This is a genomic window from Neorhizobium sp. BT27B (genome assembly GCF_050455485.1).
In the GTDB taxonomy this organism is placed as follows: Bacteria; Pseudomonadota; Alphaproteobacteria; order Rhizobiales; family Rhizobiaceae; genus Neorhizobium.
Map to the genome: position 1 here is coordinate 289647 of NZ_JBCIYT010000008.1, position 19738 is coordinate 309384.

A 19738-nucleotide genomic window follows, 5' to 3' on the forward strand; every position below is an offset into this window, starting at 1 on the left:
GACGATGACCGGAGGAAGCCATGCGTGTCCACAACAGGATCGCTTATGCGTTCCTGGCCCCCTATCTGCTGATTTTCGCCAGCTTCTGGCTGTGGCCGATCATCAGTTCGTTCCTGATCTCGTTCCAGAACACCCGCGTCAATCCGTGGCGTTTCGCGCCCTCGATGAACTGGGGCCGACTGGTCGGTGATCCGGCTTTCTATAACGCGCTTTACAACACGCTGATCATTCTCGTCATTCAGGTGCCGGTGATGATTGCGCTTGCCACCGTCATGGCGGTGCTCTTGAACTCGCCGCTCCTGAAGGCGCGGCCGCTTTATCGTTTCGCCTTTTTCGCGCCGGTCGTGGTGGGTGAGGTGGCTTATGCCGCCGTGTTCCGGCTGATGTTCAGTGCCGATTTCGGTATCGTCAACAAGATCATCGGCACGGTTGGCCTCTCCCCCATCTCATGGTTCGACAACGGCACGGCGGCGATGGCGCTGCTGATCATGGCCGTTACCTGGCGCTGGGCCGGTTACAACGCCATCATCATCCTCGCCGGGCTGCAATCCATTCCCGGCGATGTTTATGAGGCGGCAACGCTTGACCGTGTCGGCAAGGTTCAGCAGTTCTATCATATCACCCTGCCGCTCTTAAAACCCATCATTCTGTTCTGCATCGTTTTATCGGTCATCGGCACGATGCAGCTGTTTGCCGAGCCTTTCCTCATCACCAATCGCGGTGGGCCGGGTGGGGCAACCGAAACGCTGGGCCTGCTGCTTTACCGGCAGGGGTTTACCTCGCTCAATTTCGGTTACGCCTCGGCAATCGCCTATACGATCGCAGGCCTGGCCGTTGCCATTTCGCTGCTCAACCTGTTTTTCGGGAGGGAGGCGAAATGAGATCGAAATCCCGCTCGTTGCTGATGCGCCGGTTGGCGCTGCATGCCGCGCTCACGCCACTCGCCATCATCTGGCTGTTTCCGCTGTGGATGATGTTCGTGTTCTCGACCATGTCGGATTACGGCATTTTCAGCCCCGATATCGTGCTCGTCCCATCGACGCAGTTCATCGAGAATTTCCAGAACCTGCAGGCCGATACGGATTTTCTGCGGGCGATGTTCATCTCCATCACCGTCGCCGTCATCTACACCATTCTGTCGGTGATGCTGACCTCGATGGCCGGATGGGCCTTGGCACGGTACCGGTTCGCCGGGCGCTCCGTCGTCATCGCCATCATTCTCGGCACGATCACGCTGCCCTTTGCGGTCGTCGTCATCCCACAGTTCATCATGGTGGCGCGCGAGTTCAGGCTCGCCAATACCTGGGTGGCGCTCATTGTGCCACCGCTGTTTAATTCGCTCGGCGTGCTGTTCATGCGGCAGGCATTTTCCATGATGCCGTCGGAACTGTTCGATGCGGCGCGGGTCGAGGGCGTCAAGGAATGGCGCATCTTTCTGCACATCGCGCTGCCCTTGGCGCGGCCGACCATGGCGGCGCTGTCGATCATTCTCTTCCTCGCATCCTGGAACAATTATCTCTGGCCGCTGCTGATCAATTCGCGGCCGGGCATGATGACCGCGCCTGTGGCTCTCGGCACGCTGATTGGCCTCACCAAAGTGTCCTGGGGCGGCATCATGGCGGGGGCGGTACTGCTGACTGCGCCGATCCTCTTCGTCTTCATTTTCCTTCAGCGTCATTTCATTTCCGGCATCACCGCCGGCGCCGTAAAATAATCGGAGGCTTCATGGCCGGGCTCACCCTCAAAAATGTCATCAAGCGTTTCGGTGCCTTGCAGGTCATCCATGGCGCCGATCTGGAAATCAAAGACGGCGAATTCGTCGTGTTCGTCGGTCCATCCGGCTGCGGCAAGTCCACGCTTTTGCGCATGATTGCCGGTTTGGAGGATATTTCAGGCGGCGAGATTGCCATCGACGGCACTGTCGTCAACGATGCCGAACCGGCCGATCGCCATATCGCCATGGTGTTCCAGTCCTACGCGCTTTATCCGCACATGACGGTGCGCAAAAACCTGTCCTTCGGCCTGACGATGAACGGCAACCCGAAGGCCGATACCGAACGTCGCGTGGCGCATGCAGCCGATATCCTGCAGATCAACGAGCTGATGGATCGCCGGCCCGGCCAGTTGTCCGGCGGTCAGCGTCAGCGTGTTGCCATCGGCCGCGCCATCGTGCGCGAACCGCAGGTGTTTCTGTTCGACGAACCGCTCTCCAACCTCGACGCTGAACTGCGGGTGCAGATGCGGGTGGAGATTTCAAAACTGCACAAGCAGCTCGGCACGACGATGATCTACGTCACCCACGACCAGACCGAGGCGATGACGCTGGCCGACAAGATCGTCGTGCTGCGCTCGGGGCGCATCGAGCAGGTGGGCGCGCCGCTTGATCTCTACGATGATCCGGCCAACCAGTTTGTGGCCGGGTTCGTCGGCTCGCCGAAGATGAATTTTTTGAAGGCGACGATCGAGACGGTTTCAACTGACGGGGTGACGGTCGCGCTTGATGCGAACCCGAAGCTCAAGGTCATGCTGCCAATCTTCGGTCAAGTCGCCATCGGCACGCCTGTCACTTTGGGTATTCGCCCGGAACATTTTGTCGATGCCGGTGCCGGCGACGCCGACCTGACGGTGGATGTCGATGTCGCCGAACATCTCGGCCATACCAGCTATGTCTATGCCGCCGTTTCCGGTGAGCCTCTGATCATCGAACGGCCGGAATCCCGCCATGCTGCCGCTCAGCAACAACTCACTGTCGGTCTGCCGGCAAAACGCTGTTTCCTGTTCGACGCCGAAGGCCGTCGCCTTCGCTGACATCTTTTGTTTCATCTCCCAAGACTGACTGAAAAGGACATGCCATGAGTGCAGAGCAAAAAATCCGCTGGGGTATTATCGGTCCCGGCACGATCGCAAAAACCTTTGCCGAAGGCATTGCCGGGTCCTCCACCGGCACGCTCGCGGCGATCGCCAGCCGCAACCCCGACAAGCCGGGGCTTGGTGATGGTTTTCCCGGTGCGCGTATCGTCAGCGGTTATGAGGCCTTACTGGCCGACCCAGACATCGATGCGGTCTATATCGCCACGCCGCATACGGGCCATGCCGAATGGGCGATCAAGGCCGTGCGGGCGGGCAAACATGTGCTGGTGGAAAAGCCAATCGCGCTGTCCGCCTTCGATGCCGACGCGATCTTTCATGAGGCGAAGAAGGCGGGAGTGTTCGTCGGCGAAGCCTATATGTACCTCTTCCACCCGCAGACGGCGCGGCTCGTCGAACTGGTGAAACAGGGCGTCATTGGTGACGTCAGGTTGATCCGCTCCAGCTTCGGTTTCGATATGGGCGGTTTCCGGCCGGAACACCGGCTGTTTTCCAACGATCTCGCCGGCGGCGGCATTCTGGACGTTGGCGGTTATCCGGTTTCGATGGTGCGGCTTCTGGCCGGCGCCGTCAGCGGCATATCCTATGCCGAACCGGTAAGCGTTGCCGGTGCCGCGCATCTTGGCCAGTCGGGCGTTGACGAATGGGCATCCGCCGTCCTGAAATTCGAAAACGGCATCGTGGCCGAAGTCTCATGCTCGATCATGGCGAACCAGGACAATACGCTACGCATCATCGGCTCCAAGGGTCGTATCGAGGTCAAGGATTTCTGGTTTGCAGGCGGGCGCAAAGGCGGTACGGGCAGGATCGAGATTGTCAGAGGCGACGAGCGGGAAGTCGTAGAGGTATCGGAAGATCGGCATCTCTACTCTTTCGAGGTGGATGCCGTGACTGCGGCGATCCGGGCCGGTGAAAAAAGGTTTGCCTATCCGGGCATGAATGCGGCGGAGACACTGGCCAATCTGCGTGTGCTGGATCGTTGGCGTGCTTCGGTCGGTCTGGAGTATGGGGTCGAGAAAGCGGCGCAACGCACGAAAAACATTGCCGGCGCATCCGTCGTCGCCGGAAACAGCGTGCCGAAACGGCAGATACCGGGCCTTGCCAAGCCGGCTTCGGTCGTGGCGCTCGGTTTCGAGTTTTTCCCGAATTTCGCATCGGCCTCCCTGACCTTGGACGCCTTTTACGAGGCGGGCGGCAACCTGTTCGACACGGCTTTCGTTTACGGTGCCGGCAAGACCGAAAGCATCTTTGGCGACTGGCACACCAGCCGCAATGTGCCGCGTGAAGAGATCGTGCTGATCGGCAAGGGTGCGCATTCACCGCTCTGCTATCCGGATATCATTGCCAAACAGCTCGATCAGTCGCTGCAGCGGTTGAAGACGGATTATCTCGATATCTATTTCATGCACCGCGACGATCCGGACATCCCGATCGGTGAGTTTGTCGATGCCATCGATGCCGAGGTGAAGCGCGGGCGTATTCGCGGCATTTATGGCGGCTCCAACTGGACACGCGAACGTCTGGATGCGGCAATCGACTATGCAAAGAAGAACGGCAAGGCGGCCCCGGCCGCGCTTTCCAACAACTTTGCGCTGGCGGAAATGCTCGATCCGATCTGGCCGGGTTGCGTGACATCATCGACGGCCGAGTGGAAGAATTGGCTGAACGAACGACAGATCCCCAATTTCGCATGGTCCAGCCAGGGGCGCGGCTTTTTCACCGACAGGGCGGGTCGTGACAAACGGGACGATGCGGAAATCGTGCGTTGCTGGTATTCGGACAGCAATTTCGAACGTCGCGACCGTGCCATCGAGCTTGCGCAAAAGCGCGGCTGCAGCCCGATCCACATCGCGCTTGCCTATGTCATTGCCCAGTCATTTCCAGTGATACCGCTTATCGGACCACGCACCGTTGGTGAGTTGGAGGACAGTCTGTCCGCTCTCGCGATAGAGTTGTCTGCGGCGGACATCGGTTGGCTGGAAGCTAAGAATTGAGTTAGGTGAGACCTCAATCGGCCAAATGGTTCTTACCTGATGGCCGAAAGTCTCTTTCGTCATAATCGGGCTTGAAACGTCACGGTGAGTATGAGGATGGATTGAATAGCCCGAGATTTGTAGACCCCCTCGGGTTAGATTTTCTGCTGCTTCTCGAACTCGATGGGCGACAGAATTCCATTTCTGACGTGCTTGCGTTTCGGGTTTTAGAACATCTCGATGTAATCGAACGCATTCTGGCGAGCTTCATCGCGTGAACGACCCTGTGACGTATCCTTTTCTGCTTCAGAAGATTGAAGAAGCTCTCGGCCACCGCATTGTCATGGCAGTTGCCGCGTCGGCTCATCGAGTGAACCAGTTTGTGGTGCTTGACGAGCGAGGCCCAGGCCATGCTGGTGAACTGCGAACCCTGATCCGAATGAATCAGCACCTTGTCCTTCGGTTTGCGTCTCCACACCGCCGTGCGCAGAGCCTGCAATACGACGTCCATGGTTTGTCGGCTCTGCATCGCCCAGCCGATGACCCGGTGGGAATAGAAATCGATGACGACCACACCGCCTGGCTATCCACCCAGCCGCTGTTTAGCGAGCAGACGTACCGTCACTTAGTGAACCTGACAATCAGCTCGACAGTCCAATCCCCATCAGGAGCTTAAGGCATATCAATCTCTCGTCTTGCCTCTCGTCCAATATCCGATCGCCGTCACGCTCTCTTTCTCAAATCCGGCGACATCGAGAAGCTGACGGCGGATCTGGGTGGCGATCCTCGTTTCTCCAGCCACCCAAATATAGCTGTTCCGTTCGGGAAGACGAACGTCATTCCAGATCTCCTCCAGCCTGGTGATTTCGGAATGCAGTCCGAAGCCGAAGCTCCATGCAATGCGATATTCCGGGTTGATATCGCCTGGAATATCTTCGGCGGACGGTATCTCCAGATGGGCCTGGATGGGGCAGATCCCCTGATGTTCTTCCATGATACGGCATGCCGCAGGCAGGCCTGTGGCATCGGCAACCAAAACGATAAGTCCCGTATTTTCCGGTGGTGCGTATTTGCCTTGCGGGCTTGTCAGCCCAATCGTGTCACCGGTTCTGGCGGAGGACGCCCAGTCCGACGCGATGCCTCCCTCGTGGACGACGAATTCGATGAGCATGCGACCTTCGGCGCTGTTCCAGTGCCGCACGGTATAGGGGCGCATCGGCGAACGGGGCATATCACCGGGCATCTGCCAACGGCCGTCAACCATGCGCGGCATGGTAATCACGCCGTTTGCGGCCGGAAATACCAGTCGCACCCATTCGTCTGCAAAGCCGCTCGTAGCGAAACGTGCGAGGTCCGCGCCGCCCAATTCGATACGGATCATATTCGGGGTTATCCGATTGGACGAGACGACTTCGCCCAGATAGCAATCCTTCATCGCTGGCCTTTCCAGAGGTAAAAAAGGAAGAACGGTCCACCGACCAGGCTGGTCAGCACACCGGCGGGGATCTGCCACGGAAAAATCAGCATGCGACCGAGCCAGTCGGCGACAAGCATGATTGTTGCGCCTGCCAGTGCGCAAGCCAGCAGCTGAGGCAGGGCGCGAGTGAAGCCGATCTGGCGCACCAGTTGTGGTGCCAGCAAGCCGACGAAGCTTGCTGGACCAACCACAAGCGTCGCCGCAGCGGCAGCGATCGCGCAGGAAAGCATGATGGTGCCGCGTGCCAGCTTCAAATCGATGCCGAGCGCTGTTGCTGTCGGTTCACCCAATGGAAGGATTTCCAGCCAGCGATTGAGCAGGGGAGTGAGGACGATGGAAGCAATGGCGATGGCTGCAACCAGCGTTGCCTGATCGGTGGTGACCCGGTAGGTCGAACCCGACATCCAGGTCAGCAGAAGTGCACGCACCGGGCCGCCGGTCGAAATCAGAAAGGCGGACAGTGCGCCGACGACCGTCGACAGCGCAATACCGGTGAGCAGAAGGCGCTCGGAGGAAAACCGGTGTCGCCAGCCGAGCGTGACGATGACGGCCACGACGGCCAAACCACCTGCTGTCGAAGCGGCCAAAAGGGCGGAAACACTGACGGTGCCATAGGCCACGATAAAGATCGCCGCTCCGAACGTCGCGCCTGATGAAACGCCCATCATTTCCGGGCTGGCCAATGGGTTGCTCGTCAGCTTCTGGATCAGCATCCCGGCAATGCCGAGCAGCATGCCGGCGGCGATGGCCGCGACGATCCTGGCGGCGCGCCATCGCAGAATCAGGTCGATGTCTGTCGTCAGTTCCCACCCGTCGGGCCCGCGACCAATAACGAATGCGACACACAACAGGATCACGAAAGCGCAGACCAGAACCGGCAACGTCAGCTGACCTGTCGATGCCCGACGGGAGGATGAATGCGCTGGCGCCGCTGAAATGCCGGTTCGTATCCGTTTGAGAAGAAGGAGCAGAACCGGTGCCCCAAGCAGCGATGCGACGATGCCTGTCGGCAGTCGTCCTCCTCCCATTGTCGGCCATTGGACGAGTTGATCCGCGCAGACGAGAAGCGCGCCGCCCAGCAGCGGTGCCCATAACAGGCGATCCGCCAGCCGACCGGCTCCGATCGATCGCACCAATGCCGGAACCGCCAAGCCTATGAAACCGATAATGCCAACCGCGGCAACCACTGCGCCGGATAGAACGAGTGCGATCAGCAAGGCCGCAATACGCAATTGGTTCGGCTTCAAACCCAATGAAAGAACGGCGTCATCGCCGAGATTGAAAAGCGAGAGCGGGCGCCTGATCGGCACTATTGTCAAAGCACAGATGAGAAGGCACACGAACAGTCCGCGGGCTGGCCCCCAGCCGCTTTGCTCAAGGCGGCCCGTCTGCCATTGCAGCAGCTCTTCGCTACGGTCCGGATGCAGAAGGACGATGATCGCGCAGATCGTTGCAAGCGTCAGGTTCACCACGAGGCCGGCCATCACCATCGAGATGGGTGTGGTCGAGCCGCGACGGGCGATGCCGAATACGAGTGCGGTGGCAAGGCCTGCACCGGCGATGGCGATCGGACCATATCCGTGTATCAGCAAGCCCGGTGCCCAGATGAGCGATGCGAGAAGTGCCGCCTGTGCGCCGGCGGAACTGCCAAGTGTTGTCGGTTCTGCCAGCGGGTTTCGCAAGGTCTGTTGGAAAACTGTTCCCGCAAGCGAAAGCGCTGCGCCACTCAGCCACGCAATAAACAAACGCGGCAGAGCCGACTGCATGAACAGCAACTCGTTCGGCGAGCTCGGTAAATCTGCGGTGATCGCCGCCAGCCAGTTAGCCATCGGCAAAACGGCGTTGAGCGATTGGATCGCCAGGATTGTTGCGAGCGCCGTCACGAGGATGGTGACTGCCCGCACGGCATGCACTGAGGAGGGCAGTTCCGGCCTCGTCATGTCAGGACGCATCGCTGAACGTGGCAGAAAACCATTCTGCGAGAGCAGTGGCAGATGCGAGGCCACCGAAGATCGAGACCGGCTGTGTGAGGTGGACGCGACCCTCGCGCACAGCCGGCAGGCCGGCCCAGAGGGAATTGTCTTCCATCGCGGTGAGGGCGTTGGCGGTGAGCCTGCCCTGGTTGAGAATGACAATGTCGCTGTCGGAAACCGTCATCAGCTTTTCGATGCCAATCGATGAAAAACCAAAACCGTTGACGTCGCTGGTCCAGGCGTTTTTGAGGCCTGAATGTTTTGCGACACTGTCCGGGAGGCTGCCGGCGGCATAGATGTTCACGAAGCGGTTGGTGCCATGCAGGTTGATGAGCACGATGCGGCGCGGTGGCAGTTGGCGCTGCATATCAGCCAACCTTCGCTGCGCTCCGAGCATCACGTCCCGTTGCTCGGCCTCGGGATAATGCGAAAGCACCGTTCGAGAAAACTCTATCGCCCTTTCGACCGGATCGCCGCCACTGCCATGGATGCTGCAGAGCCGAACGGGCGCGATGCTTTCCAGTTGCGGTCTTGAAATCGCACTCCATCCCGGCAGATAGATCGCGTCAGGTTTGAGGCGATCCATATATTCCAGATTGGGTTCCCAGGTGGAGCCAAGATCGGTGACGCCTTGAAGGTTGGCGAAGGATTGGAACGTCTCGCGGAACCCGTGAAGATCGGCAATTCCAACCGGCTTGATGCCCATCGTCAGCAGTGTCTCGGCGGCTGCCCAATCGATGACCGCCGGCCTTTTTTGATCGGTGCCTGCAATGGATTGCCTCGGCCGGACAAGGACGGTCGCCGCCGCACCGAATACGGCGAGGCGGCGACTTATGAGGGCAGGGGCACACTCGGGCATGTTCACCAACGATAGCTCAGCTTGCCCGTGAAGGTGCGTTCCGAGCCGTAATTGCAGGCATTCACCGTAAAGCAGCCGGGGACATAGGATTTGTCGAACAGGTTGCTGACGTTCAGCGATGCAGAGAGCCCCTTTGCTTCGGGGAATTTCTGGCCGAAATCATAACGAAGTGCGACATCGACAAGTGTGAAGGCTGGGACCTTGAACGTGTTGTCGTCGCTGCCCCAGGTGTCGCCAATATACCGAACACCGCCACCGATGCTCAAACCGTCAAGCGCTTCCTGCTGCATTTCGTAGTTCAACCAGATGGACGCGGTATGCCGGGGCACGCGATAGGGCGTGTTGCCCAACTGGCTTGTCGTTTCCGTCTCGGTGATTTCCGCATCCGAATAGGTATAGGCGGCAGTCAGGCTCAGGCCGTCGTCGAGGTTGGCAAGTGCCTCCAACTCGAAGCCGCGTACCCGAACTTCACCTGTCTGAAGGGTAACGCGCGGATCAGCATAATTATAGGTCTGGACGTTTTGGCGAGCGAGATCGAAGGCACTCACCGTGAACAGACCGTCGAAACCCGCCGGCTGATACTTGATGCCGACTTCGTACTGCTGCGCGGTTTCCGGTACAAACACATTGCCGAGGCTGTCTGTACCGACCACTGGCGAGAAGGACTCGGAATAGCTCACATAAGGCGCGATGCCGTTGTCGAACAGATAGGTCAGGCCGGCGCGTTTGGTGAAGGAGTGGTCACGTTGCGTCGTTACGCCGCCCGCAAGGAGGTTTTCCGTGTCGCGCCATGCCCAATCCTGCCGAATTCCGAGCGTCAGGATGAGGTTGTCGAACTTGATTTGGTCCTGTGCATAGATGCCCGCCTGCGAGGCGGTGATGTCGGACAGGGATCTGCTCGTCCATGTGCCGGTATTGATCGGCGATCCATAGACCGGATTGAAGATATCGATCGAGGGCGCTGCACCGCGTTGCTCAAGCCATTTCGACGATCCCCAGAGATAGTCGACACCGACGATCGCCTTGTGTTCAATCGCTCCGGTATCGAAATCGAAACGCAGGCGATTGTCCACGGCGATGCCATCGTTCTCGATGTCACGCAGATTGTATGTGCGGTTGAGGGTGCGGTTACCCACCAGAGCACCGCTCGCCTGCAAATACTGGCGATGGTTGGTCAGGTGCGTATAGCGAAAGTTCTGCTCGAACTGGACAGTGTCATTGAAGCGGTGCTGGAATTCGTATCCCACTGCCGTACGATCGGCCGTCTCGTATTCCCAGCTGGGTTCACCGAGAAATCGGTTGAATGGAATATGACCGTTGGGATTGTCGAACAGGACGGCTGCAGCGGGAACCTGCGCGTAAAAATCGCCGTCATTACGCTGGTAGGAGCCGAGGACGGTCAGTTTCGTGTCTTCATCCGGTGCCCAGGTAAAGCTCGGGGCAAAATAGCGCCGATCGTTATCGACATGATCGACCTGTGTGCCGGCATCGCGCGCCATGCCGACAAAGCGGTACATGATCGTCTTGTCTTCGGAAACGCCACCAAGGTCGAAGCCGCCCTGGTAGTGATCGAAGCTGCCGAATACGGTCTCGATCTCATTGACCGGATTATCGGTCGGACGTTTGGAGACCGTATTGACCATGCCGCCCGGCACTTGCTGGCCGTAAAGAACCGATGAGGGCCCTTTGAGAACCTCGATGCGCTCCACGCCATAAGGATCGAGCGCAAAGAAACCGAAATATCCCGGCGTTACGGCCCGCAGCCCATCCTGAAACGTGTCGAGGCTGCTTTGCTGGAAGCCGCGCAGATAAAGTGGATTGTCCATCATCTGCGAACCGCTGGATTCAGAACGCACGCCGGCGGTGTAACGCAGCGCTTCATTGATGCTCTGAACGCCTTGGTCCTTCATCCGGTCTGAGGTGATGACGGAAATCGACTGCGGCGTTTCAAGAATGGGAATATCTCCCTTCGTGCCGGTCGAAGAACTGTTTGCGACATAGCCGTCAACATGCTCGAATGCGCCACCCTGGCCCGCAACCGTGATGGTGCCCAGCTGCGTGCTGTCTCCGCCCGCTGCCGCATCGCCTGGGGCCGCCGGACCGCGCAATGTGACGGTATTGGCGTTGGTGAAACTGTAGGAAAGACCTGTGCCATCCAGAAGACGGCTAAGCGCTTGTTCGCGGGTGAATGTTCCAGAAATGCCGCGCGTCGTTTTGTCTTTTACCAGCGCTGCCGGAAAGATCACCTGCAGGCCTGCCCTGTCGCCAAACCGCATGATGCCGGCGCTGAGCTGCCCGGCGGGTATCGTATAATTGATGGCCGCTGCCCGGCTTGTGGTTCCACCCTGCTGTTGAGCGAGAACCGGCAGAGGCGAGACCGAAGCCAACATTACCGCCAGCACACTGGTTGCCGCGATTGTTACGCCCGCGGACATTTTTCTGGAAACCAACACCTTCATCGCCCCTGTCACTCCAACACTACGGATCTGGGCGCGTCCCCCGCACCCTTATGACAGCAAGACGGATGGCGATAACGATCACCTCACACTTACTTGAAAATAAAATTCATGTTTTAGCGCGGCCTGTCAGGCGGAGCTGAGAACAACGAGATAGCGGCTGAGATAAACGGCTCGGACAGGCAGTGCGCTGGTAATGGCGTCGAGCACGCCGTCGGGATTGTCTATCGAAAAAATTCCTGTGACGCGCATGCTGGCCAAGGCCGTATCGGTCATGGTGATCATGCCGCTGCGGTAGCGGTTGACGTCGGCGATAACCTGACCGAGTGGCCGGTTTTCAAAGATCAGCTTGCCGCGACGCCATGCCGTTTCCGCATCGGCATCAATTCGCTCGATTGCCCCAACGCCGCCGCCGGTCGCATAAGTCACATTCTCCCCCTGCCGGACGATCACCGACGTTCGGTCGGATGCAACAACCGAGACGGCGCTTTCCTCCACGGCAATAGTCACATTGTCGCTCCATTTATGCACGGCGAACCGTGTGCCGAGCGCCGTTGTGCTGCCATCGCCCGCATCGACCCTGAAAGGGCGAGATGGGTCCTTGGCGACATCGAAAAACACGCGCCCGCGGATCAGTCGCAATGCCCGTGCGTTTTCGGTGAAATCGAGGGCAATCGCCGTTTCTGCGTCGAGGCTGGCCGTCGAGCCGTCCGCAAGCTTCACCACGCGTTGCTCACCGGTTCCGGTCGAGTAGTCGGCGGTCCAGGCGGCGATCGGCAGGGAGGCAGTGACGACGCCGGCTGCCACTATTGCGGTGGCGCTCCCGGCCAGGAAACCGCGGCGGCTCAAAAGATTGCCGCGGCCTGTCTTTTGCAGATTGTCCTTGCGAGGGTCTCCGACGACATCGAAATCCGACCACAGAGCTGCGACCTTCATATATTCCTGCAGGTTGGCGGGCTCCGACATCCACCGGGCATGCTCTGCACGGTCTTCAGCCGTGGCTTCGCCGGACTGAATGCGGACGAACCAGGCTGTTGCGTGGTCCATTATGGCGCCGTTTTCCGATTTTCCTACCATCAATGCCACCGATTTGCCGTGTCGGCGAATATCATTCGCCTTGAAGCCAAGACGGAACAGAGGGTGCAGTCCCTCACCGGTGAGGGTGAATTTCTTTGTTCTCTAGTCAAGGAACTCATCCATCTTCGACCGACATGTCGCCAGCGCCCTGATCATCAACTTTTCAACCGCGCTTCGGGTAATGCCAAGCTTTGCAGCTATTTCACTATGCGTCAGGCCATCGAACTTGTGCATCAGGAACACCTCGCGTTGGCGCGCGGGCAGAGCGGCGACGATCTGTTTCAACCTTTCGAGCCGCTGGCGGTAATCCAGCGCGTGCTCGGCGGTATTATTCGCATGATCGGGAATATCAGGCAGTTCGCCTGACGAGATGTATCGAGACCGCGCAACCCGGCCGCGCAGGTGATCGACCGCGACATTTTCGGCGATCCGGAACACATAGGCGCGGGGATTGGCAATGTCGCTGTCGTCTACAATACGTTGCGTGCGCAGATAGGTGTCCTGAAACGCGTCTTCCGCCTCCGAACGACCGCCTAGGCGTTTCGTCAGATAACCAACCAGTTCGCCATAACTCTCGCTCAGGGCGTGAAGCAACGTTGATGTCTTCTTGGCTGGCATAGGGACATGCGTTTCGTGAAGCTGATAAAAATAGCGAGCAATCTGCTCGTCCAACCGCCAGATAAAACATAAACTTGATATTGTGAATCAAATTTTCCGCAAACGTCGTCGCGATAGGCAAATCGGTGCGGCAGATCAGAGATATCTACGCCGCCAGGCAACCAGCGAGCCCGCCCCGGCACTGTCGAAAGGGGAATATCAATTCGACAGATCGTGCGGCAAACCGGCTATAGCCGAAAAATCTTTGCCGCACCGGAGAAGCAACCCAAAGCGCCCACGAAGCGCGCTTTGGGTATTGGTCTTGCATTGCCGTGCCTTCTAACTGGCATCGATCAAGGCATCATTTTTTTTTCTTCTTTTTCCCGGATGAAACGATGAGATCGCGGTACTCGTCCATGTCGCCTTCGAATGTGGTAACGGTGCCGTTGTTGACGAGCCACAGGCGGTCGACTGTCGCTTCGATCAGATGGCGGTCATGCGAGATCAGGATCACGGCACCGTCATAATCGTTCAGCGCTTCGATCAGCGCACGACGGCTGTCGATGTCCAGATGGTTGGTCGGTTCGTCGAGGATCAGCAGGTTCGGCGCATGGAATGCCGCCAGACCCATCAGCAGACGAGCCTTTTCACCGCCGGACAAATCCTTGGCAGCAGTCGCCATTTTTTCGGTGGCAAGTCCCATCTGTGCCACGCGGGCACGCACCTTGGCTTCCGGCGCCTGCGGCATCAGTTTACGCACATGCTCGATAGCGGATTCTTCAGGCACGAGATCGTCCAGCTGGTGCTGGGCAAAAAAGCCGATCTTCAGCGAAGGGGCTATCCGCAGATCGCCGGTTTCGGGTGCAAGACGGCCGGAGATGAATTTGGCAAAGGTCGACTTGCCGTTGCCATTGGAACCCAGCAGCGCAATTCGGTCATCGTTGTCGATACGCAGATTGATGCCCTTGAGAATGGGATTGCCTGGTTCGTAACCGACGGAACCACCATCGATGGCGATGATCGGCGAGGCAGGCTGCTTTGCCGGTTCCGGAAAGGTTATGGGCTGAACGTGATCTTCGATGACCGAAGATACCGTACCCATGCGTTCCAGCGCCTTGACGCGTGATTGTGCCTGTTTGGCCTTGGATGCCTTGGCCTTGAAGCGGTCGATGAAACTCTGCAGATGCTTGCGCGCTGCATCGTTCTTGACCTTTGCCTTGGTTTGTAATTCGTCGTTTTCGGCCTTCTGGCGCACGAACTGGTCGTAACCGCCGCGATAGAAGGTCAGCTTCTTCTGGTCGAGATGGACAATGGCATTGACGGCGTTGTTCAACAGGTCGCGGTCATGGCTGATGATGATGACCGTGTAAGGGTAACGGCGGATGTAATCCTCAAGCCAGAGCGTGCCTTCAAGGTCGAGATAATTGGTCGGTTCGTCGAGCAGCAGCAGGTCAGGTTCGGAAAACAGCACCGATGCCAGTGCCACGCGCATGCGCCAGCCGCCTGAAAAGGACGATGCCGGGCGAAGCTGGGCTTCCTGGTTAAAACCGAGGCCGGCCAGAATGCTGGATGCACGCGCTTCTGCCGAGTGCGCATCGATGTCGATCAGCCGCATCTGAATATCGGCGATGCGTTCCGGGTCGGTTGCTGTTTCCGACTCCAGCATCAGCGCGGCGCGTTCCTTGTCGGCCGCCATGACGATCTCGATGAGACTGTCTTCGGTACCGGGAGCTTCCTGCGCTACCTGCCCGATCCTGGCATTCTTGGGGATAGACACCGAGCCGCTTTCGGCGCCGTGGTGCCCGGTGATGACTTTGAACAGGGTGGATTTTCCCGCGCCATTTCGGCCAACAAGGCCAGCCTTGGTGCCGCTTGGAAGCGTTACATTGGCCTTATCAAGGAGAAGACGGCCGGCGATGCGGGTGGAAAGATCGGAGATTGAAATCATTGCGCCGTCTTGGGCAAAGTCTTCCCTGATAGCAAGCGCGGTCGATGAATGGCCGATGCCCATCGGGAAAAGCGATGGCGGTGGATGCTGCGCTGCAACACTGCCTTGGTCGCCAATCTCCATCAAGTCGCTGCTGCAGATTTTCAGTATTTTCGACAAGAGGTTTCCTAATACCGCAAATCCGGCAGTCCGCGATCGCGAAACCTATGGGGCCAGATTTTGCGATAGATGCCGACCAATCTGCCGCGTGAGGAGGGTGAAGCAAAGCCGTCCGGCAGACCGTTTTCGAGTTCGCAAAACACCTTCCTTTTGGTGGCATGGCCATCATCATCGACATTGAAGGCACGGAAATGGCGCGGGCGCCGGTGTCGTGACTTGAGGACGAACCCGCGACGTGGAGCGTTTTTCGTCCGGAGAAAAGGCAAGCCCGTTGGGCTGACCGAAATCGGTGATCACCGCGTCGAGTTTTCCGCTTGCCGGATCGAGCCGATAGACGTTGCGGGTCGCCTGCTCCGGTTCGGCACTATAGCCCTCTTAGTCCGACTTGATACCGTAAGTGGGATCGGTGAACCACACGCTGCCATCGCATCTGACGACGTCGTCGTTCGGCGAATTCAGGCGTTTGCCCTGAAAACTGTCGGCCAGAACGGTTATCGAGCCATCGATCTCGGCGCAGGTGACGTGTCGGCCGGCAGAACGCGTCCTTCCTACTCGTCGCCAGGTACGCCGTATGAGGGAGCGGCCAAAGGGTTTACCGCACGTGTCACGTAATCCGCGGCCTGCGGCTTGTAGACATCCCATGCGCGTGCCACCGCTGCGATCGGACAACCCTCATCCAACCAGTCGATGCGCAGTTCGGCATAAGGCCAGCTTTCCTTGTCGACGATCAGCAGGCCCGCAGAACGAACGGGCCCCGCTTCACCACCTGCATCGACGGCGGCCTTGAGCGCAGCGATGAGGCGGTCACCCAGGGTACCTGTCGTGGCTTTGAACGTATCGATCATCGCCTGCGGTACGCCATCATTGGCGAGAAGGTTGCCGGCGGCAACACATTGACTGCCGGTGGCCGAAGTCCAGATGCCGAGGGCGTTGGGGCCTGAATGGATGGCGGTCCCGCCCTGTATATCCACCGCCAGCAACTGGCGATAGCCGGGGAAATCATCACTCTGTTGCGCCGTGGTGACGGCGTCCGCCGCGCCTGCGCCCTTGGCAAGCTCGTCGAGCATTTTTGGGCCGAGCGCAGGATTGGTCACGTTCTGGGTCGCAACCGCACCGATGCCGGCACGTGCCCATGCGCAGCGGGCAGCGACAGCAGGCGAGGAAGAGGAAATCGCCACGCCGAACTGGCCGGACTGCTCGCAGCGAGCAACGATTGAGAAGGTCATGGGAACTCCTGTGTCAGGACGGTGTGGCTATGTTTACGGTCGACTGATCGCGATCGGCCCGCAGCTGCCGGCCGATCGCTTCGAAAACGATCAGTCCGGGATGACAGCCGTCGCGTCGATCTCGACCAGCCATTCCGGCCGGGCCAACGCCACGACGACGAGGCCCGTGCAGACCGGGAAGACGCCTTTGATATATTCGCCCATCGTGCGGTAAACCGCCTCGCGATGGCGAACATCGGTCAGATAGACGACCAGCTTGGTGACATGCTCCATCTGGCCGCCGGATTCCTGCACCAGCTGGCGGATGTTCTGCATCACCTTGTGTGTCTGTTCGACCGGATCATGGCTGCCGATGTTCTTGGCGGTGTCGAGATCCTGCGGGCACTGGCCTCGCAGGAAGATCATCGTGCCGCGCGCGACGACGGCCTGGCAGAGGTCATTGTCGAGATTCTGCTCGGGATAGGTTTCCTTGGTGTTGAACTTGCGAATGCGCGTATGTGCCATTCTTGTCTCCATCGGATTGTTCATGGAAGATGCCGGTCGATCTCTGTCGGTATCTCAGGATTGCGGCGCGTAGGCGAGGTAGGTGTCCTGGATGAGGATGTGGTCGGCCACGTGCTTGGCATCGTGCCAGACCCCCCAGATGAAGCTGGAGCCACGACCGGACAGCCAGGGCAGGCCGAGGAAATAGATGCCTTTTTCAGCCGTGACGCCCCGCTGTTGCTTCGGGCGGCCAGCTTCATCGAAGGCATCGACCTTCAGCCAGCTGTAATCGGAAACAAAACCCGTCGCCCAGATGATTGTGGTGACGCCAGCTTCGCCAAGGTTGAGTTCGCGCAACGGATTGGTGACACAATCGACCTGCGGACCAAGCACCCGTGCCTCCGGCTCCTGCGCAAGGTCAAGGCCGTTGCGAGCAACGAAGGCATCCGCCTCGTCAAGCAGCGACAGATAGTTCTGGTCGCCTCGGTCGAGATTACGGGCAAGATCGTCAGCGAAGGAAAGCGATCCGTCACGGTAAGCGCCGGTCATGCCGGCCAGCACCATGCCCTGTGCCGCCAGGCGACGGAAATCGATGGTCTTGCCGCCATGCGCGCCGCTGACAGCAATGGTGACATGTTCCGAACCTGGGGCCTGCGCCTGCGCATCCCACTTCCCGAGCACGCCGAGCCACCAGACGAAATCGCGGCCACGATAGGCGCGAGGCGGGCGGTCGTGCGGGCCGACGGACAGATAGACCTTGCGGCCGGAAAGCATGAGTTCTTCGGCGATCTGGACGCCGGAGGAACCGGCGCCAACCACCAGAACAGCACCTTCGGCGAGCTGGGCAGGGTTACGGTACTCGCTCGAATGCATTTGCGTGACGCCGGCATCTGCGGGCACGATCGACGGAATGCTTGGCTTCTGGAACGGGCCGGTGGCGGCAACGACATTGAGGGCTTCGATCACGCCATTCGACGTTTCGACGCGGAAACCGGGGCGGTCTTCAAGACGCTCGACCTTGGTGACATCGACACCGCAGCGGATCGGCGCCTTGTGCATGCCGGCATAGGCCTCGAAATAGTCTGCGACACCTTCCTTCGGCACGAATGCATCCGGGTGGCCGGGAAAATCCATGCCGGGAAAACGGTCGTGCCATGCGGGGCCGTTGGCAACCAGCGAATCCCACCGCATCGAACGCCAGCGCTCGGCAATGCGTCCGCGCTCGAGCACGAGGTAATCGACGCCGTTGCGGCTCAGATGTTCGCTCATGGCCACACCTGCCTGGCCGGCTCCGACCACCAGCGTATGGATCTTCTCGACTGACATGCTCTCGCCCTTTTCTTTTTCGCCACGACCCGCCGATCGGCGTCAGCTGTCATTCCGCTCTAACGAACGGTTGGCATTCGGAAAATTACGATTTGCTGCAGCACTGGTTAGGATTGCCGAAAGCAGGGCGGGAGCGCCTCGTGAAGCGCCGTTAAGCAAAACCGGCGGCAACAGAATATTTACTTTTTAGCAAACCGCAAATAGTAAGCTGGCTTGCTTAGCCTCGCATAGGCATGGGCACACCCGTCGGCCTTCGTGCCTGACATACGGCATCAGGGCCCCACATGCGTTTCACTTTGCGTCAGCTCGAATATTTCATCGCCACCGCCGAAGCCGGCTCCATCACGCTTGCATCGGATCGCATTCGCGTTTCGCAGCCGTCGATCTCAACCGCAATCTCGCAGCTGGAAATCGAGCTCAACACCCAGCTTTTCCTGAGGCGCCATGCACAGGGCCTGTCGCTGACGCCGGCCGGGCAAAAACTGTTGTTGCAGGCAAAGGCTGTGATCGAGCAGGTGCAGAACCTCTACACGGCCGCTTCCGAGGCGACGGACCAGATCCGCGGGACCCTGTCGCTGGGCTGTCTATTGACCTTCGCGCCAATGTTGCTGCCGGAAGTCAGCCAGAGTTTCAAGGCCGCCTATCCCGGCGTGACCGTTCGGCCCACGGTCGCCGATCATCGGACGCTGCTGACCAAGCTGGAGCGTGCAGAACTGGATATCGCGCTTTCCTACGATCTTCTGGTACCGGAAGGGTTCGAGTTTACCCCGCTTGCCGAACTGCCGCCTTACGTTCAGGTCGCGGAAACCGACCCGCTGGCGGAGCGTTCGGCGATTTCCCTTGCCGAGCTGGAGGCACACGAGTTCATCCTTCTCGATCTGCCGTTGTCTCGTGATTATTTTCTGGGACTTTTCGCGGCGGCTGGCGCCACGCCAAACATCGTCGCGCAGATCCAGCACCAGGAAGTCATCCGTACGATGGTCGCCAGCCGCTATGGTTATACGCTCGCCAATGTTCGCCCCAAGAACAAGGCGGCGCTGGATGGAAGGCGGCTCGTCAGTCTGCGCCTCTCGGGTGAACACAAGCCGATGCGTATCGGCCTGATCCGTGTTGGGCAGCAGGTCTCGACACGGATGGTGCGGACCTTCGAAACGCATTGCGCCAACCTCATTTCCGATAACTACGTGCCGGGCATGGAGGCGCCGATCCTCAACCTGCGCCGCACCGGCAATGCCTAGGCTCGCTTTTTTCAAAGCACCAGTTTCGAATATCCTATTTTTCTTTTTGATCGTCGGCTGACAGTGTGCGCGCCAAAC

14 protein-coding genes and 3 pseudogenes are annotated in these 19738 nt (G+C 59.0%); 5 read left to right on the plus strand and 12 right to left on the minus strand.

From position 1 onward, the window contains the following. Positions 1-20 precede the first annotated feature (20 nt). The 4 genes from AAIH70_RS21970 to AAIH70_RS21985 are packed head-to-tail and all read left to right on the plus strand — an operon-like array spanning position 21 to position 4862. Positions 21-881, plus strand: a complete 861-nt coding sequence (locus AAIH70_RS21970; protein ID WP_430035644.1) for a carbohydrate ABC transporter permease — start codon at positions 21-23, stop codon at positions 879-881. Next, positions 878-1714 (plus strand): carbohydrate ABC transporter permease, encoded by an 837-nt coding sequence (locus AAIH70_RS21975; RefSeq protein WP_430035647.1) that lies wholly within the window; start codon positions 878-880, stop codon positions 1712-1714. The genes AAIH70_RS21970 and AAIH70_RS21975 overlap by 4 nt, the downstream gene beginning before the upstream one ends. Positions 1715-1725: 11 nt before the next feature. Beyond that, a complete protein-coding gene (locus AAIH70_RS21980) occupies positions 1726-2808 on the plus strand; it encodes an ABC transporter ATP-binding protein (RefSeq protein ID WP_430035649.1) in 1083 nt (360 codons plus the stop codon). Between the two features lie 44 nt (positions 2809-2852). Then, positions 2853-4862 (plus strand): aldo/keto reductase, encoded by a 2010-nt coding sequence (locus tag AAIH70_RS21985; protein WP_430035651.1) that lies wholly within the window; start codon positions 2853-2855, stop codon positions 4860-4862. A 134-nt stretch (positions 4863-4996) separates the two neighbouring features. Here AAIH70_RS21985 and AAIH70_RS21990 read toward each other — a convergent pair. The 12 genes and pseudogenes from AAIH70_RS21990 to AAIH70_RS22045 form a co-directional block, all read right to left on the minus strand. Beyond that, positions 4997-5412: pseudogene (locus AAIH70_RS21990) on the minus strand (DDE-type integrase/transposase/recombinase); the annotation flags it as partial. A 111-nt stretch (positions 5413-5523) separates the two neighbouring features. Continuing rightward, a complete protein-coding gene (locus AAIH70_RS21995; protein WP_132280164.1) occupies positions 5524-6276 on the minus strand; it encodes a siderophore-interacting protein in 753 nt (250 codons plus the stop codon). Beyond that, a complete protein-coding gene (fhuB, locus tag AAIH70_RS22000) occupies positions 6273-8258 on the minus strand; it encodes a Fe(3+)-hydroxamate ABC transporter permease FhuB (protein WP_430035654.1) in 1986 nt (661 codons plus the stop codon). The genes AAIH70_RS21995 and fhuB overlap by 4 nt, the downstream gene beginning before the upstream one ends. A gap of 1 nt (position 8259) precedes the next feature. Next, on the minus strand, positions 8260-9150 hold the full coding sequence (locus AAIH70_RS22005; protein ID WP_430035656.1) for an ABC transporter substrate-binding protein: 891 nt from the start codon (positions 9148-9150) through the stop codon (positions 8260-8262). A 2-nt stretch (positions 9151-9152) separates the two neighbouring features. Further along, complete coding sequence (locus AAIH70_RS22010; RefSeq protein ID WP_165932147.1) at positions 9153-11585, minus strand: TonB-dependent siderophore receptor; 2433 nt, start codon at positions 11583-11585, stop codon at positions 9153-9155. Positions 11586-11735: 150 nt separating this feature from the next. After that, complete coding sequence (locus AAIH70_RS22015) at positions 11736-12653, minus strand: FecR family protein (RefSeq protein ID WP_165932148.1); 918 nt, start codon at positions 12651-12653, stop codon at positions 11736-11738. Positions 12654-12785: 132 nt separating this feature from the next. Then, positions 12786-13355: an RNA polymerase sigma factor gene (locus AAIH70_RS22020; RefSeq protein WP_245519378.1), complete on the minus strand. Its 570-nt coding sequence runs from the start codon at positions 13353-13355 to the stop codon at positions 12786-12788. 289 nt (positions 13356-13644) lie between these two features. Next, positions 13645-15228: pseudogene (locus AAIH70_RS22025) on the minus strand (ABC-F family ATP-binding cassette domain-containing protein); the annotation flags it as partial. 263 nt (positions 15229-15491) lie between these two features. Beyond that, positions 15492-15918, minus strand: a pseudogene (locus AAIH70_RS22030) (SMP-30/gluconolactonase/LRE family protein); the annotation flags it as partial. 17 nt (positions 15919-15935) lie between these two features. Next, the gene (locus AAIH70_RS22035) at positions 15936-16613 is read right to left on the minus strand and encodes a DUF1028 domain-containing protein (protein ID WP_132280179.1); all 678 of its coding nucleotides are present in this window, start codon (positions 16611-16613) and stop codon (positions 15936-15938) included. A 90-nt stretch (positions 16614-16703) separates the two neighbouring features. Then, positions 16704-17117, minus strand: coding sequence for a RidA family protein (locus AAIH70_RS22040; protein WP_132280182.1), 414 nt, complete (start codon positions 17115-17117; stop codon positions 16704-16706). Between the two features lie 54 nt (positions 17118-17171). Then, entirely contained in the window at positions 17172-18422 is a 1251-nt protein-coding gene (locus tag AAIH70_RS22045) for a flavin-containing monooxygenase (RefSeq protein ID WP_132280185.1), read from the minus strand. 284 nt (positions 18423-18706) lie between these two features. Between AAIH70_RS22045 and AAIH70_RS22050 the strand changes: the two genes are divergently transcribed. Continuing rightward, complete coding sequence (locus AAIH70_RS22050) at positions 18707-19660, plus strand: LysR family transcriptional regulator (RefSeq protein WP_132280188.1); 954 nt, start codon at positions 18707-18709, stop codon at positions 19658-19660. The last annotated feature ends 78 nt before the right edge of the window (positions 19661-19738 follow it).